Annotated in this window: 5 protein-coding genes and 6 rRNA genes; 9 read left to right on the top strand and 2 right to left on the bottom strand. The window is 45.4% G+C overall.

Annotation, left to right across the window (positions count from 1 at the left end; all coding sequences use genetic code 11):
• The first annotated feature begins 193 nt into the window (after positions 1 to 193).
• Positions 194 to 1,117, top strand: coding sequence for a LysR family transcriptional regulator (locus tag C2869_RS07905; protein WP_108602420.1), 924 nt, complete (start codon positions 194 to 196; stop codon positions 1,115 to 1,117).
• Positions 1,118 to 1,177: 60 nt separating this feature from the next.
• Here the strand turns inward: C2869_RS07905 and C2869_RS07900 are convergent, their stop codons facing one another.
• A complete protein-coding gene (locus C2869_RS07900) occupies positions 1,178 to 1,723 on the bottom strand; it encodes a gamma carbonic anhydrase family protein (RefSeq protein WP_108602419.1) in 546 nt (181 codons plus the stop codon).
• 528 nt (positions 1,724 to 2,251) lie between these two features.
• Between C2869_RS07900 and C2869_RS07890 the strand changes: the two genes are divergently transcribed.
• The 6 genes from C2869_RS07890 to rrf (C2869_RS07865) all read left to right on the top strand — a co-directional run bounded on the left by C2869_RS07890 (position 2,252) and on the right by rrf (C2869_RS07865) (position 12,614).
• Positions 2,252 to 3,780: ribosomal RNA gene (locus C2869_RS07890) — 16S ribosomal RNA — on the top strand.
• 296 nt (positions 3,781 to 4,076) lie between these two features.
• Positions 4,077 to 6,949 (top strand): 23S ribosomal RNA (locus tag C2869_RS07885).
• Between the two features lie 187 nt (positions 6,950 to 7,136).
• A 5S ribosomal RNA gene (gene rrf / locus C2869_RS07880) occupies positions 7,137 to 7,251 on the top strand.
• A 362-nt stretch (positions 7,252 to 7,613) separates the two neighbouring features.
• Positions 7,614 to 9,143: ribosomal RNA gene (locus C2869_RS07875) — 16S ribosomal RNA — on the top strand.
• A gap of 296 nt (positions 9,144 to 9,439) precedes the next feature.
• Positions 9,440 to 12,312 (top strand): 23S ribosomal RNA (locus C2869_RS07870).
• A 187-nt stretch (positions 12,313 to 12,499) separates the two neighbouring features.
• Positions 12,500 to 12,614: ribosomal RNA gene (gene rrf / locus C2869_RS07865) — 5S ribosomal RNA — on the top strand.
• The 16S, 23S and 5S rRNA genes sit together here, the layout of an rRNA operon.
• Before the next feature lie 112 nt (positions 12,615 to 12,726).
• Here rrf (C2869_RS07865) and C2869_RS07860 read toward each other — a convergent pair.
• The gene (locus C2869_RS07860; protein WP_108602417.1) at positions 12,727 to 14,040 is read right to left on the bottom strand and encodes an HD domain-containing phosphohydrolase; all 1,314 of its coding nucleotides are present in this window, start codon (positions 14,038 to 14,040) and stop codon (positions 12,727 to 12,729) included.
• Positions 14,041 to 14,238: 198 nt separating this feature from the next.
• On the opposite strand from C2869_RS07860, the gene C2869_RS07855 reads away from it, so the two are divergent.
• On the top strand, positions 14,239 to 15,153 hold the full coding sequence (locus C2869_RS07855; protein WP_108602416.1) for a porin: 915 nt from the start codon (positions 14,239 to 14,241) through the stop codon (positions 15,151 to 15,153).
• 160 nt (positions 15,154 to 15,313) lie between these two features.
• Positions 15,314 to 16,930 (top strand): IS1634 family transposase, encoded by a 1,617-nt coding sequence (locus tag C2869_RS07850; protein ID WP_159083991.1) that lies wholly within the window; start codon positions 15,314 to 15,316, stop codon positions 16,928 to 16,930.
• Positions 16,931 to 17,041: the final 111 nt, after the last annotated feature.

Genomic DNA, 17,041 nt, shown 5'->3' with positions numbered 1-17,041 from the left:
TAAACCGTCACTGGCGAGCTATGTTTTCAATATTTGGGAAAGCAACTCTAAGCTTGGTTTTACGTATCGAATCACAAACAGTTCAAAAGCAATGTTCACACCACATTGCATTATCGATTAGTCAGCAGTTTAAATTCGCCATTAAATTAATTCCAATATATATTAACTATGATTTTAATAGATAAAGATTTATATGAAGGCGCCTACTTTTAGACAATTGCAATTAGTTAAAGCATTAGATGAGTTTAATCGTATCTCTGTAGTGGCAGAGCAATTGCACATTTCACAACCTTCGGTATCGATTCAACTGAAAAACTTAACAGAGACCGTCGGTTTGCCTGTGTATCGAGCAAAAGGCAAAAAACTGGAATTGACAGAAGCGGGCAGAGCGCTATTAGAATGTGCAGATGAAATCGACAATAGCTTTAAAAACTTGAGTATCAAATTGGATGATATCAAAGGCCTTAACTCTGGAACGTTAAAACTAAGTGTAGTTTCTACAGCCAAGTATTTTTTACCTTTGTTATTAGGCGCGTTTTGTAAGCAACACCCTAAAATTGATATTCAATTGAAAATAGGTAACCGTAAAGAAGTGATTAAAAGGCTTAATACCAATGAAGATGACTTTTACTTTTTTAGCCACACCCCAGAAGATGTTGATATTGAAACGCAACCTTTTCTTGATAATGAACTTGTGGTGGTTGCACCCGAGCGACATGAATTAGCCCAACAAGAAAGTATTAGCTTAGCGCGTCTATCACACTATCCGCTTATTATGCGGGAGCAAGGCTCGGGTACGCGCCGCAGTATAGAGGAGTTTTTTCAAACCCATGGCGTTACCTTCAACGAAAAAATGACTATTGAAAGTAATGAAGCGATAAAGTATGCGGTTGCCGCTGGGTTGGGCTTATCAATACTCAGTCGCCATACTTTAGATTATGGGCAAGTGCCAGGTTTAATAAAACTGAATGTTGAAAAGTTTCCAATTCAAAATAGTTGGTACTTGGTGAAACACGTAAAGCGTTCACCAAGTTTGCTATCAAAAGCGTTTGAAAAGTACATGATAGATAATGGCATTGAAACCTTGAGGCGCATAACTAACAAAAACGGATACTAGTTCGTGTTAGTAATCACGGTACTGATTTCAAGTTCGCATTGTTCTACTAGTTAACTAAGGTTAGTCGTTATTTAGCTCTGCTAAATATTCATTTTTGAGAACCACATAGTTATCTGCAGATTGTTTCAAAAACGCGAGCTCATCCTTAGTTAGTTTACGCGCTTGTTTGGCAGGGCTGCCTCTATATAAATAGCCCGACTCTAATGTTTTATTTGGTGAGACTAAACTACCGGCCGCTACAATAACATCGTTCTCGACTATAGCACCATCCATTATAGTGGCACTCATACCCACTAATATACGATCACCCAATACACAGCCATGCAGCATTGCATTGTGACCAACTGTCACGTCATCACCTATAATTAATGGGTAGCCTTTACCTTCGTTAGCCGATTTACGCGTTACATGAAGCACCGAACCATCTTGAATATTGGTGCGCGCCCCGATCTTTATATAGTTAACGTCACCTCTGGCCGCAACTAAGGGCCAGATACTTGAATCTTCACCAATTTCAATTTCCCCGTAAAGCACAGCACTAAAATCGACAAATACGCCAGCCGCTAGCTGGGGAGTGTTACCTTTAAAACTTTTTAAATTATCCATTATTAAATCTCAATTCGTTGAAAAGCTTAAAAAACCTACTTTTGATAACAGGCTATTTACATCAAGGCCTTATTTGACCGTATATAGCGCAGTATTTGAGCAAAAAGACAAAAGGTCAAATTATTTCAAATTTATTTCAAAAAAGTGCTTGACCAAAAATGAAAACTCCCTAAAATGCGCGCCACACAACGACGGGGCAGCAAACAAACGGTTTTACCAAGTTTCGCTACCAAGCTTTAAAAAAGAAACGTCGAAAACGATGTCAAAAAAGTTTAAAACTGGTGTTGACATCAAAGAGGTTTAGCGTAGAATGCGCGCCTCACTTCAGGGCACTGGTCTTGAAGTGAGCACTTTAAAAGTGCAGTTCTTTAACAATTTGGTAGCTTACTTATCTGTGTGGGCACTCGTAAATATTCAGGTATAAAAAATTACTTGATGAAGAATGAGTGACTTATACAGTCTTAAAACTTGCTTCAACGACTTTGGTTGTTGAGTAAAAATCAGAATTCATTGAGACCCAGATTTACTTTTTTGAAGAGTTTGATCATGGCTCAGATTGAACGCTGGCGGCAGGCCTAACACATGCAAGTCGAGCGGTAACATTTCTAGCTTGCTAGAAGATGACGAGCGGCGGACGGGTGAGTAATGCTTGGGGATGTGCCCTAAGGTGGAGGATAACCATTGGAAACGATGGCTAATACTGCATAGTATCTTCGGATTAAAGGAGGCTTCGGCTTTCGCCTTTGGATCAACCCAAGTGGGATTAGCTTGTTGGTGAGGTAACGGCTCACCAAGGCGACGATCCCTAGCTGGTCTGAGAGGATGATCAGCCACACTGGAACTGAGACACGGTCCAGACTCCTACGGGAGGCAGCAGTGGGGAATATTGCACAATGGGGGAAACCCTGATGCAGCCATGCCGCGTGTGTGAAGAAGGCCTTAGGGTTGTAAAGCACTTTCAGTTGTGAGGAAAGTTGTACGGTTAATACCCGTATGATGTGACGTTAGCAACAGAAGAAGCACCGGCTAACTCCGTGCCAGCAGCCGCGGTAATACGGAGGGTGCGAGCGTTAATCGGAATTACTGGGCGTAAAGCGAGCGTAGGCGGCTAGATAAGTTGGATGTGAAAAACCGGGGCTTAACCTCGGCCGTGCATTCAAAACTGTCTGGCTAGAGTCCTGTAGAGGGGGGTAGAATTTCAGGTGTAGCGGTGAAATGCGTAGAGATCTGAAGGAATACCAGTGGCGAAGGCGGCCCCCTGGACAGTGACTGACGCTGAGGTTCGAAAGCGTGGGTAGCGAACAGGATTAGATACCCTGGTAGTCCACGCCGTAAACGATGTCTACTAGCTGTTTGTGTTCTTGAAACGTGAGTGGCGCAGCTAACGCACTAAGTAGACCGCCTGGGGAGTACGGTCGCAAGATTAAAACTCAAATGAATTGACGGGGGCCCGCACAAGCGGTGGAGCATGTGGTTTAATTCGATGCAACGCGAAGAACCTTACCATCCCTTGACATCCTACGAAATTAGCAGAGATGCTTTTGTGCCTTCGGGAGCGTAGAGACAGGTGCTGCATGGCTGTCGTCAGCTCGTGTTGTGAAATGTTGGGTTAAGTCCCGCAACGAGCGCAACCCTTATCCTTAGTTGCCAGCGATTAGGTCGGGAACTCTAAGGAGACTGCCGGTGACAAACCGGAGGAAGGTGGGGACGACGTCAAGTCATCATGGCCCTTACGGGATGGGCTACACACGTGCTACAATGGACGGTACAGAGGGCGGCGAGCCAGCGATGGTTAGCGAATCCCTTAAAGCCGTTCGTAGTCCGGATTGGGGTCTGCAACTCGACCCCATGAAGTCGGAATCGCTAGTAATCGCAGATCAGAATGCTGCGGTGAATACGTTCCCGGGCCTTGTACACACCGCCCGTCACACCATGGGAGTGGGCTGCACCAGAAGTGGATAGCTTAATAATGGGCGTTCACCACGGTGTGGTTCATGACTGGGGTGAAGTCGTAACAAGGTAGCCCTAGGGGAACCTGGGGCTGGATCACCTCCTTACCTAAGACTTGAAATTTACTGAGTGTTCACACAGATAAGCAGTTACCAAAGTGGTTAGAGACCAAATCATTGACTCATCTAAATTGAGTTAATCAGTTTGGTTTCTCATCGAATTTCGTTCCTGACGAATTCGATATACCTACATCCTTGTAGGCAACCAAATGTTCTTTAATAATTAGGCAAAAGTAATAAGTTCATCCATATAGTGAATTTAGTATTCAAAATTTAATAGGCGCGTGAAAGTGTCATTTTGATTTATACGATTTGAATAATCGAAAGGTTATTTCGGGTTGTATGGTTAAGTGACTAAGCGTACACGGTGGATGCCTTGGCAGTTAGAGGCGATGAAGGACGTGTTAATCTGCGATAAGCCTGGACGAGTTGATAAAACGCGTTGAGTCCAGGATTTCCGAATGGGGCAACCCACTCTTAGGAGTATCTTGCACTGAATACATAGGTGTAAGAGGCGAACCCGGAGAACTGAAACATCTAAGTACCCGGAGGAAAAGAAATCAATTGAGATACCCTTAGTAGCGGCGAGCGAACGGGGTTCAGCCGAGATATTACACTTCAGCAGAACATTCTGGAAAGTTTGACCATAGTAGGTGATAGTCCTGTATGCGAAAAAGTGTAATGTCCATATTAAGTAGGTCGGGACACGTGATATCTTGACTGAAGATGGGGGGACCATCCTCCAAGGCTAAATACTCCTAACTGACCGATAGTGAACCAGTACCGTGAGGGAAAGGCGAAAAGAACCCCTGTGAGGGGAGTGAAATAGAACCTGAAACCGTGTACGTACAAGCAGTGGGAGCATACTTGTTATGTGACTGCGTACCTTTTGTATAATGGGTCAGCGACTTATATTCAGTAGCAAGGTTAACCGTTTAGGGGAGCCGTAGCGAAAGCGAGTGTTAACTGCGCGTTGAGTTGCTGGGTATAGACCCGAAACCCGGCGATCTACCCATGGGCAGGTTGAAGGTTGAGTAACATCAACTGGAGGACCGAACCCACTAACGTTGAAAAGTTAGGGGATGACCTGTGGGTCGGAGTGAAAGGCTAATCAAGCCGGGAGATAGCTGGTTCTCCCCGAAATCTATTTAGGTAGAGCCTCGGACGAATACCATTGGGGGTAGAGCACTGTTAAGGCTAGGGGGTCATCCCGACTTACCAACCCTTTGCAAACTCCGAATACCAATGAGTACTATCCGGGAGACACACGACGGGTGCTAACGTCCGCCGTGAAGAGGGCAACAACCCAGACCGCCAGCTAAGGTCCCAAAGTCATAGTTAAGTGGGAAACGATGTGGAAAGGCATAGACAGCCAGGAGGTTGGCTTAGAAGCAGCCACCCTTTAAAGAAAGCGTAATAGCTCACTGGTCGAGTCGGTCTGCGCGGAAGATGTAACGGGGCTAAACTATGCACCGAAGCTGCGGCTACATGCTTTGCATGTGGGGTAGGGGAGCGTTCTGTAAGCTGTTGAAGGTGAGTTGTAAAGCTTGCTGGAGGTATCAGAAGTGCGAATGCTGACATGAGTAACGATAATGGGGGTGAAAAACCTCCACGCCGAAAGACCAAGGTTTCCTATCCCATGCTAATCAGGGTAGGGTAAGCCGGCCCCTAAGGCGAGGCCGAATGGCGTAGTCGATGGGAAACGGGTTAATATTCCCGTGCTTGAATATATTGCGATGTGGGGACGGAGAAGGCTAATTCATCGTGGCGTTGGTAGTCCACGTGAAAGTATGTAGGCTGGAAAACTAGGCAAATCCGGTTTTCTAAGGCTGAGATACGAGACGAGACTCTACGGAGTTGAAGTGAATGATGCCATGCTTCCAGGAAAATCCGCTAAGCTTCAGATATATTCGAACCGTACTCCAAACCGACACAGGTGGTCAGGTAGAGAATACTAAGGCGCTTGAGAGAACTCGGGTGAAGGAACTAGGCAAAATAGTACCGTAACTTCGGGAGAAGGTACGCTGTTGTTTGTTAAGCCCTTGCGGTGTAAGCGAACGACAGTCGCAGTGACCAGGTGGCTGGAACTGTTTATTAAAAACACAGCACTGTGCAAAATCGCAAGATGACGTATACGGTGTGACACCTGCCCGGTGCCGGAAGGTTAATTGATGGGGTTATCTTCGGAGAAGCTCTTGATCGAAGCCCCGGTAAACGGCGGCCGTAACTATAACGGTCCTAAGGTAGCGAAATTCCTTGTCGGGTAAGTTCCGACCTGCACGAATGGTGTAATCATGGCCACGCTGTCTCCACCCGAGACTCAGTGAAATTGAAATCGCAGTGAAGATGCTGTGTACCCGCGGCTAGACGGAAAGACCCCGTGAACCTTTACTACAGCTTGGCAGTGAACATTGAGCCTACATGTGTAGGATAGGTGGGAGGCTTTGAAGCAGTGTCGCCAGATATTGTGGAGCCATCCTTGAAATACCACCCTTGTATGTTTGATGTTCTAACCTCGTTCCCTGAATCGGGAATAGGGACACTGCCTGGTGGGTAGTTTGACTGGGGCGGTCTCCTCCCAAATAGTAACGGAGGAGCACGAAGGTTGACTAAGTACGGTCGGACATCGTACGGTTAGTGCAATGGCAGAAGTCAGCTTAACTGCGAGACAGACACGTCGAGCAGGTGCGAAAGCAGGTCATAGTGATCCGGTGGTTCTGAATGGAAGGGCCATCGCTCAACGGATAAAAGGTACTCCGGGGATAACAGGCTGATACCGCCCAAGAGTTCATATCGACGGCGGTGTTTGGCACCTCGATGTCGGCTCATCACATCCTGGGGCTGAAGTCGGTCCCAAGGGTATGGCTGTTCGCCATTTAAAGTGGTACGCGAGCTGGGTTTAGAACGTCGTGAGACAGTTCGGTCCCTATCTGCCGTGGGCGTTTGAGAATTGAGAGGGGCTGCTCCTAGTACGAGAGGACCGGAGTGGACGAACCTCTGGTGTTCCGGTTGTATTGCCAAGTGCACTGCCGGGTAGCTATGTTCGGAATCGATAACCGCTGAAAGCATCTAAGCGGGAAGCGAGCCTCGAGATGAGTTCTCACTGGACTTTAAGTCCCTAAAGGGTTGTTGGAGACTACAACGTTGATAGGCAGGGTGTGTAAGAGTTGTGAGGCTTTGAGCTAACCTGTACTAATTGCCCGTGAGGCTTAACCATACAACGCCGAAGTGGCTTTGGCAGTAATTGTTCCAGACAATTACATTGCACTTCCTCCATCCATGGAGGTCGTGTGAGAAATGACACTAAAGACCCTATTAATAAATACTAAACGAACTATAAAGAACGAACTTATTACAAGCCTAATTGGTATTTAACTCAAGAGTTGAATACATAACAGTTTATGCCTGACGGCGATAGCATTGCGGAACCACCTGACTCCATCTCGAACTCAGAAGTGAAACGCAATTGCGGCGATGGTAGTGTGGGAGGTCCCATGTGAGAGTAGCACACTGTCAGGCTCTTATTCCAAAAGAAGCCCTTAGCGTTAGCTAAGGGCTTTTTGCGTATAAGTGCAAGCACATGATTTTTAATAATCGAGCTTCACAAAAAAATGTCAAAAAAGTTTAAAACTGTTGTTGACATCAAAGAGGTTTAGCGTAGAATGCGCGCCTCACTTCAGGGCACTGGCCTTGAAGGAAGCACTTAAAAAGTGCAGTTCTTTAACAATTTGGTAGCTTACTTATCTGTGTGGGCACTCGTAAATATTCAGGTATAAAAAATTACTTGATGAAGAATGAGTGACTTATACAGTCTTAAAACTTGCTTCAACGACTTTGGTTGTTGAGTAAAAAATCAGAATTCATTGAGACCCAGATTTACTTTTTTGAAGAGTTTGATCATGGCTCAGATTGAACGCTGGCGGCAGGCCTAACACATGCAAGTCGAGCGGTAACATTTCTAGCTTGCTAGAAGATGACGAGCGGCGGACGGGTGAGTAATGCTTGGGGATGTGCCTTGAGGTGGAGGATAACCATTGGAAACGATGGCTAATACTGCATAGTATCTTCGGATTAAAGGGGGCTTTTAGCTCTCGCCTTTAGATCAACCCAAGTGGGATTAGCTTGTTGGTGAGGTAATGGCTCACCAAGGCGACGATCCCTAGCTGGTCTGAGAGGATGATCAGCCACACTGGAACTGAGACACGGTCCAGACTCCTACGGGAGGCAGCAGTGGGGAATATTGCACAATGGGGGAAACCCTGATGCAGCCATGCCGCGTGTGTGAAGAAGGCCTTAGGGTTGTAAAGCACTTTCAGTTGTGAGGAAAGTTGTGCGGTTAATACCCGTATGATGTGACGTTAGCAACAGAAGAAGCACCGGCTAACTCCGTGCCAGCAGCCGCGGTAATACGGAGGGTGCGAGCGTTAATCGGAATTACTGGGCGTAAAGCGAGCGTAGGCGGCTAGATAAGTTGGATGTGAAAAACCGGGGCTTAACCTCGGCCGTGCATTCAAAACTGTCTGGCTAGAGTCCTGTAGAGGGGGGTAGAATTTCAGGTGTAGCGGTGAAATGCGTAGAGATCTGAAGGAATACCAGTGGCGAAGGCGGCCCCCTGGACAGTGACTGACGCTGAGGTTCGAAAGCGTGGGTAGCGAACAGGATTAGATACCCTGGTAGTCCACGCCGTAAACGATGTCTACTAGCTGTTTGTGTTCTTGAAACGTGAGTGGCGCAGCTAACGCACTAAGTAGACCGCCTGGGGAGTACGGTCGCAAGATTAAAACTCAAATGAATTGACGGGGGCCCGCACAAGCGGTGGAGCATGTGGTTTAATTCGATGCAACGCGAAGAACCTTACCATCCCTTGACATCCTACGAAATTAGCAGAGATGCTTTTGTGCCTTCGGGAGCGTAGAGACAGGTGCTGCATGGCTGTCGTCAGCTCGTGTTGTGAAATGTTGGGTTAAGTCCCGCAACGAGCGCAACCCTTATCCTTAGTTGCCAGCGATTAGGTCGGGAACTCTAAGGAGACTGCCGGTGACAAACCGGAGGAAGGTGGGGACGACGTCAAGTCATCATGGCCCTTACGGGATGGGCTACACACGTGCTACAATGGACGGTACAGAGGGCGGCGAGCCAGCGATGGTTAGCGAATCCCTTAAAGCCGTTCGTAGTCCGGATTGGGGTCTGCAACTCGACCCCATGAAGTCGGAATCGCTAGTAATCGCAGATCAGAATGCTGCGGTGAATACGTTCCCGGGCCTTGTACACACCGCCCGTCACACCATGGGAGTGGGCTGCACCAGAAGTGGATAGCTTAATAATGGGCGTTCACCACGGTGTGGTTCATGACTGGGGTGAAGTCGTAACAAGGTAGCCCTAGGGGAACCTGGGGCTGGATCACCTCCTTACCTAAGACTTGAAATTTACTGAGTGTTCACACAGATAAGCAGTTACCAAAGTGGTTAGAGACCAAATCATTGACTCATCTAAATTGAGTTAATCAGTTTGGTTTCTCATCGAATTTCGTTCCTGACGAATTCGATATACCTACATCCTTGTAGGCAACCAAATGTTCTTTAACAATTAGGCAAAAGTAATAAGTTCATCCATATAGTGAATTTAGTATTCAAAATTTAATAGGCGCGTGAAAGTGTCATTTTGATTTATACGATTTGAATAATCGAAAGGTTATTTCGGGTTGTATGGTTAAGTGACTAAGCGTACACGGTGGATGCCTTGGCAGTTAGAGGCGATGAAGGACGTGTTAATCTGCGATAAGCCTGGACGAGTTGATAAAACGCGTTGAGTCCAGGATTTCCGAATGGGGCAACCCACTCTTAGGAGTATCTTGCACTGAATACATAGGTGTAAGAGGCGAACCCGGAGAACTGAAACATCTAAGTACCCGGAGGAAAAGAAATCAATTGAGATACCCTTAGTAGCGGCGAGCGAACGGGGTTCAGCCGAGATATTACACTTCAGCAGAACATTCTGGAAAGTTTGACCATAGTAGGTGATAGTCCTGTATGCGAAAAAGTGTAATATCCATATTAAGTAGGTCGGGACACGTGATATCTTGACTGAAGATGGGGGGACCATCCTCCAAGGCTAAATACTCCTAACTGACCGATAGTGAACCAGTACCGTGAGGGAAAGGCGAAAAGAACCCCTGTGAGGGGAGTGAAATAGAACCTGAAACCGTGTACGTACAAGCAGTGGGAGCAACTTCGTGTTGTGACTGCGTACCTTTTGTATAATGGGTCAGCGACTTATATTCAGTAGCAAGGTTAACCGTTTAGGGGAGCCGTAGCGAAAGCGAGTGTTAACTGCGCGTTGAGTTGCTGGGTATAGACCCGAAACCCGGCGATCTACCCATGGGCAGGTTGAAGGTTGAGTAACATCAACTGGAGGACCGAACCCACTAACGTTGAAAAGTTAGGGGATGACCTGTGGGTCGGAGTGAAAGGCTAATCAAGCCGGGAGATAGCTGGTTCTCCCCGAAATCTATTTAGGTAGAGCCTCGGACGAATACCATTGGGGGTAGAGCACTGTTAAGGCTAGGGGGTCATCCCGACTTACCAACCCTTTGCAAACTCCGAATACCAATGAGTACTATCCGGGAGACACACGACGGGTGCTAACGTCCGCCGTGAAGAGGGCAACAACCCAGACCGCCAGCTAAGGTCCCAAAGTCATAGTTAAGTGGGAAACGATGTGGAAAGGCATAGACAGCCAGGAGGTTGGCTTAGAAGCAGCCACCCTTTAAAGAAAGCGTAATAGCTCACTGGTCGAGTCGGTCTGCGCGGAAGATGTAACGGGGCTAAACTATGCACCGAAGCTGCGGCTACATGCTTTGCATGTGGGGTAGGGGAGCGTTCTGTAAGCTGTTGAAGGTGAGTTGTAAAGCTTGCTGGAGGTATCAGAAGTGCGAATGCTGACATGAGTAACGATAATGGGGGTGAAAAACCTCCACGCCGAAAGACCAAGGTTTCCTATCCCATGCTAATCAGGGTAGGGTAAGCCGGCCCCTAAGGCGAGGCCGAATGGCGTAGTCGATGGGAAACGGGTTAATATTCCCGTGCTTGAATATATTGCGATGTGGGGACGGAGAAGGCTAATTCATCGTGGCGTTGGTAGTCCACGTGAAAGTATGTAGGCTGGAAAACTAGGCAAATCCGGTTTTCTAAGGCTGAGATACGAGACGAGACTCTACGGAGTTGAAGTGAATGATGCCATGCTTCCAGGAAAATCCGCTAAGCTTCAGATATATTCGAACCGTACTCCAAACCGACACAGGTGGTCAGGTAGAGAATACTAAGGCGCTTGAGAGAACTCGGGTGAAGGAACTAGGCAAAATAGTACCGTAACTTCGGGAGAAGGTACGCTGTTGTTTGTTAAGCCCTTGCGGTGTAAGCGAACGACAGTCGCAGTGACCAGGTGGCTGGAACTGTTTATTAAAAACACAGCACTGTGCAAAATCGCAAGATGACGTATACGGTGTGACACCTGCCCGGTGCCGGAAGGTTAATTGATGGGGTTATCTTCGGAGAAGCTCTTGATCGAAGCCCCGGTAAACGGCGGCCGTAACTATAACGGTCCTAAGGTAGCGAAATTCCTTGTCGGGTAAGTTCCGACCTGCACGAATGGTGTAATCATGGCCACGCTGTCTCCACCCGAGACTCAGTGAAATTGAAATCGCAGTGAAGATGCTGTGTACCCGCGGCTAGACGGAAAGACCCCGTGAACCTTTACTACAGCTTGGCAGTGAACATTGAGCCTACATGTGTAGGATAGGTGGGAGGCTTTGAAGCAGTGTCGCCAGATATTGTGGAGCCATCCTTGAAATACCACCCTTGTATGTTTGATGTTCTAACCTCGTTCCCTGAATCGGGAATAGGGACACTGCCTGGTGGGTAGTTTGACTGGGGCGGTCTCCTCCCAAATAGTAACGGAGGAGCACGAAGGTTGACTAAGTACGGTCGGACATCGTACGGTTAGTGCAATGGCAGAAGTCAGCTTAACTGCGAGACAGACACGTCGAGCAGGTGCGAAAGCAGGTCATAGTGATCCGGTGGTTCTGAATGGAAGGGCCATCGCTCAACGGATAAAAGGTACTCCGGGGATAACAGGCTGATACCGCCCAAGAGTTCATATCGACGGCGGTGTTTGGCACCTCGATGTCGGCTCATCACATCCTGGGGCTGAAGTCGGTCCCAAGGGTATGGCTGTTCGCCATTTAAAGTGGTACGCGAGCTGGGTTTAGAACGTCGTGAGACAGTTCGGTCCCTATCTGCCGTGGGCGTTTGAGAATTGAGAGGGGCTGCTCCTAGTACGAGAGGACCGGAGTGGACGAACCTCTGGTGTTCCGGTTGTATTGCCAAGTGCACTGCCGGGTAGCTATGTTCGGAATCGATAACCGCTGAAAGCATCTAAGCGGGAAGCGAGCCTCGAGATGAGTTCTCACTGGACTTTAAGTCCCTAAAGGGTTGTTGGAGACTACAACGTTGATAGGCAGGGTGTGTAAGAGTTGTGAGGCTTTGAGCTAACCTGTACTAATTGCCCGTGAGGCTTAACCATACAACGCCGAAGTGGCTTTGGCAGTAATTGTTCCAGACAATTACATTGCACTTCCTCCATCCATGGAGGTCGTGTGAGAAATGACACTAAAGACCCTATTAATAAATACTAAACGAACTATAAAGAACGAACTTATTACAAGCCTAATTGGTATTTAACTCAAGAGTTGAATACATAACAGTTTATGCCTGACGGCGATAGCATTGCGGAACCACCTGACTCCATCTCGAACTCAGAAGTGAAACGCAATTGCGGCGATGGTAGTGTGGGAGGTCCCATGTGAGAGTAGCACACTGTCAGGCTCTTATTCCAAAAGAAGCCCTTAGCGTTAGCTAAGGGCTTTTTGCGTTTTAGCCAATCAAAACTAGTAGGCGAGCATTTATGCTTGCAAGCGTTGGTAAAAACGCTTAGTTTCTAAAGCAAATCCTCGTTAAAGTGTTTCACAAGCGTCTCTAACACCTCGAACATAGCCAAGTCTTCCGCAAATTCCTTTTTGTTGATTTCCAAGGTTTGGATGGTCATCGATAGCGCCATATTTAGATGGTTCAACTGCCAAGAGCCTTCGTTAAGCATCAGGGCATATTGTTCAATTTCTATACTGTCTTCTTTAGTCAATTGATCTTCTTTTATGCTATGAAGCCAATTTACGTATCTTTGGTCATTGATCCCTGAGCGCGTTAAGGTTTCATTTATGCGCTCAAACAAGCTATTCGTGCGCTTAGTATGAAAGTTATTACACTGTTGCTGAATATTATTATTTAATTGTAATGCTCGTTTATACCATTCATTTAAATGACGCATGCGCTGAGTGATTTGATCGCGGATCACGCAAAGTTCATGTTTACTATGCCGTAGTTGTAGTGGTTGGATAAATTTGTTGAGTAAACGTAAGGCTGAATCAGTATTGCGTTGATCGTGGATCCCCGCATTGATTTGTAATATAGATGCTATCGCTTGCACTGAGTATCGCAAGCCAAATACATATTTATAAAAAATACCAATAAAGCTATCAGCAAAAGCCACTATTTGGCCTTCTCGGCATAGTTCATTCTGGGCTTTGTATTTAGGATAGCCAAAGCCATCAGTACGTTCGTGATGCTCTAATACCGCTCTAGCTACTCTCGGTGGTAACCCTGGTAACAGTTTCAAAAAATGGTAACCAATTGCGACATGACCTTCTAGTTGCTTTTTTTCTTCATTTGTTAATACGCCTTGTTTGTTGACTATATTAGGGTCGATATGCAGAACACCAAGATCCCTAGCTATAGCAGCTAAAAATATCAGGCGCAGTGTTTCACTTGGAATAGTTTGTTCTTGGCCTAACAGTAAAGCTATGTAAGCACCCATAACCGATTTTTTATAGATTTTGGGATACTGTTGCTTTAATACTGTGAGCTTTTGTTTTAGTAACGGATAGTAGTTTAATTGCTTAGCTGCGGCTTGAAATAGCCCTAAGCCTACTCCATTCTCTAGTAGCTTTTGTACCTCTGGATGCTCAGGAAGTAACAGGATATCTTGTTCGACATTACACGAACGATCGAGTTGGATCGCATGTTCAAGCGGAAGGGCTAGCTTGTGTTTGGCTATACGTTGGGCTGTTTGAGATGTTAGTAATGTACCACTAGAGACAACCATAACGCCTTTTTCATTAAATATATCGTGCGCAGTGGTCACACTGTTTGTTTGATTGACTTGCGCAAGGTTTTCAGCATAAAAGTCTCTCATCATATTGCTATTGCAACTCAATTAATCACAAATAGATTTATATTATTAATAGCGATATTGATTTTGCGCAACTACTTTTTGTGTAGGTTTCATAGACAATTAATTCAAATTTAATAATTAAGTAAGAAAATTAAGCATTTGTCGTTGGAACGATATTTGATTATTTAGATTGTCACTTTCAGTATAAGCTTTTACCGGATTATGAACTTATCTATTAATGTATTTTTGCTTGTTTGTTTTACACTTTGTTCAAGTCACTCTTTTGCCGCTGATTGGTTTAACGTTAAAGGGCGTGTGCAAATTGATCACGACAGTACCCAGCTAAATGGTAAAAAAGTAATAAATGAAACCAATTATCGCCGCGTCTGGTTAAGTGTTTATGGAGATAAAAATGATTGGGGTTATCTGGCTCGTTTTGATTTAAGAGCAGAAACATTTGATGCCGATGGTATTGTAGATCTAGTTGCTACTTATTCCGGTTTTGATAATGGAAGTCAATTAATCCTCGGGCGGCAAAAAACTCATTTCGGTTTAAACTGGGCTTCTGGCAATACGTCACTGTCTTTTACTGAGCGTGGAGGAGTGGCTAATTATCATAAATATGGGCGGATGGAAGGTGTCACTTATCAAGCTAAGTTGGGTGATAAGATTAATTATTGGCTTGGTTTCTATGATAAAAATGATTTTAAAGGGAATGCAGCTATTGGACGTATAACTTACTCCTACTTTGTTGAACCTAGCCATTATTATCATTTGGGTTCTGGGTTAGGCTTAACTGGCGAAAAAGATTTAGCTAACATTGAATTCGCTTATGGCTATTCAGCACTTCATCTGCAATCTGAATATTTTGTTGCAAGCTATGAAGACGATACGCAAACAGATACTAATGGTTGGTATGTTGAGGCTGGTTACTTTTTAGATGGGCAAACCTCAAGGCCATATCGCGAGGGTAAATTTAGGCGAGTAAAAACCAATGCCGCATTCGGAGTGTTACAGGTAACAATGCGAGCTGAGCAGGGGGATGGCAACTTCAATCATGTCAACATTGGTAAGTCAGTCGATGCGAGTGTCTATACGCTTGGGCTCAATTGGTATATCCCATCTTCCGTACTTTAATCTCAAATGTTGAAAATTTAGCAAGTCACTTTATTGTGCGAAATAGATCACAAGCATTGAAGTAAAAGATCACCCTTATTCACGCTACAGATCACACAGTATTTCAAACAGCTTCGCTAAGATAACAATATCCTTGTCATTATATTTATCAGATCCATTAATGCCCCAAATCAAACAAGTCTCTATTCAATCTATGGATCACCTTGGTTTAGTCGCTGCGTTATTGAAAAAGTACAAAATTGCACAGCGAATTGACCTGATGCTGCCGATTAAATTGGATAAACGAACCAAGTCTACGTATGGGCAGCGGATCTGCGCGCTAATCCTGAATGGTCTTGGGTTCACCAATGCGACTTTGTATATGACCCCAGACTTTTTTAAAGACAAACCGATAGAGGCATTGATAGCGCCAGGGCTTTGTGCCGATGATATGAATGAGGATGCGCTGGGTCGATGTCTTGATAAACTGAATCAACACGGGACGACACGTTTATTTAGTCAGTTAGCTTTTGAAATTATTCAAGAGCATGGCTTATTAAGCACCAGCCATCATTTAGATAGCACCAGCTTAGCCTTATTCGGTGAATACAATGGTGATTGGAAGCATGCCCCAATACCTAAACAAGGGTATTCCAAAGACCATCGCCCCGACTTGAAACAAGTGGTTGTTAATCTCATTACCAACGGCCCAGCAGGACTTCCGATTTATTATGAAAGTTATGACGGTAATGCAGCAGACAAAACGATATTTCATGACAGCATTGCTTATATGCGTAACTTCATTGAAGAACTCAATAATAGCGAAGACATGTTATGGGTAGCTGATTCAGCGCTGTACAACACGAATAAGCTTCAAAATGCCAACGTGAATTGGCTGACACGCGTGCCAGCCACCTTAAACATAGTTAAGCAAAATAGTGCGAAAAGCGATGATGCTTTTGAATGGTGCGAATTAGATAACGGTTATCGTTACGCCAAAATTAACGATGAAGACAAAGACAGCCCGAATGAAAACTGGGTGCTATACAGCTCTGAGCAAGGTAAAGCTCGCCAACTGAAAACATTGGAAAAGAAAATCGATAACGCACATCAAGCATTAACTCGCGCATTGAAAAAAGTATCAGGGACATTGTATGCGTGTGAGCATGACGCGAGACAGGCACTTAAAAATACCGCTAAAAAAGCGAAGTATCACCAAGTTGTTGAACGCGAAATAGAGGCTCAATGGGGATACGAAAAACGAGGAAGACCGAAGCCAGAAGATAAAAAACTCAAAGGTTACCGGGTCATAGCAGACATTGTAGAAAACGCAGAAGCCATAGCCCAAGCGAAGCACCCACTTGGTCGATTCGTCTTAGCCACAAATAAAACGAGTTTAACACCCGCGCAAATGCTTAAGGAATACAAGCAACAATCTCAAGTTGAAAATGGTTTCAGGTTCATGAAAGACAAATCCTTTCAAAGCAATCGCATTTACCTGCAAAACCCACAACGGATAGACGCATTACTGATGGTCATGAGTTTATCGTTGCTGGTTTACAACTTAGGTCAATACGAATTGAGAGCGAGATTAACAAAAGAAGACGAAACCTTGCCCAATCAGTTAGGGCACCCCACGCAATCGCCTACATTACGCTGGGTCTTTCAAATGCTGCGAGGGATAAGTTATGTTGATTTAGGAACACAAGGCATTGGGGTCGCGAATATCAGTGAAAGAGAAGAGAAAATCATTCGCTTATTTGGCAAAGAAGCTTTAGATATATATCAACTGAGCTAGCCATCACTTGAAGAAAAATACACTGCTATGCGGTGGCATTTGTCGTGCGCGTAAAACAGGATAAGCTTATCGAACAAACAGATCTACTTAAAAATTTAGGGCCGCAACCAC

Source organism: Saccharobesus litoralis (genome assembly GCF_003063625.1).
GTDB lineage: Bacteria > Pseudomonadota > Gammaproteobacteria > Enterobacterales > Alteromonadaceae > Saccharobesus > Saccharobesus litoralis.
Note: the sequence above shows the minus strand (reverse complement) of the source record. Positions and strands in the feature narration are given on the sequence as shown.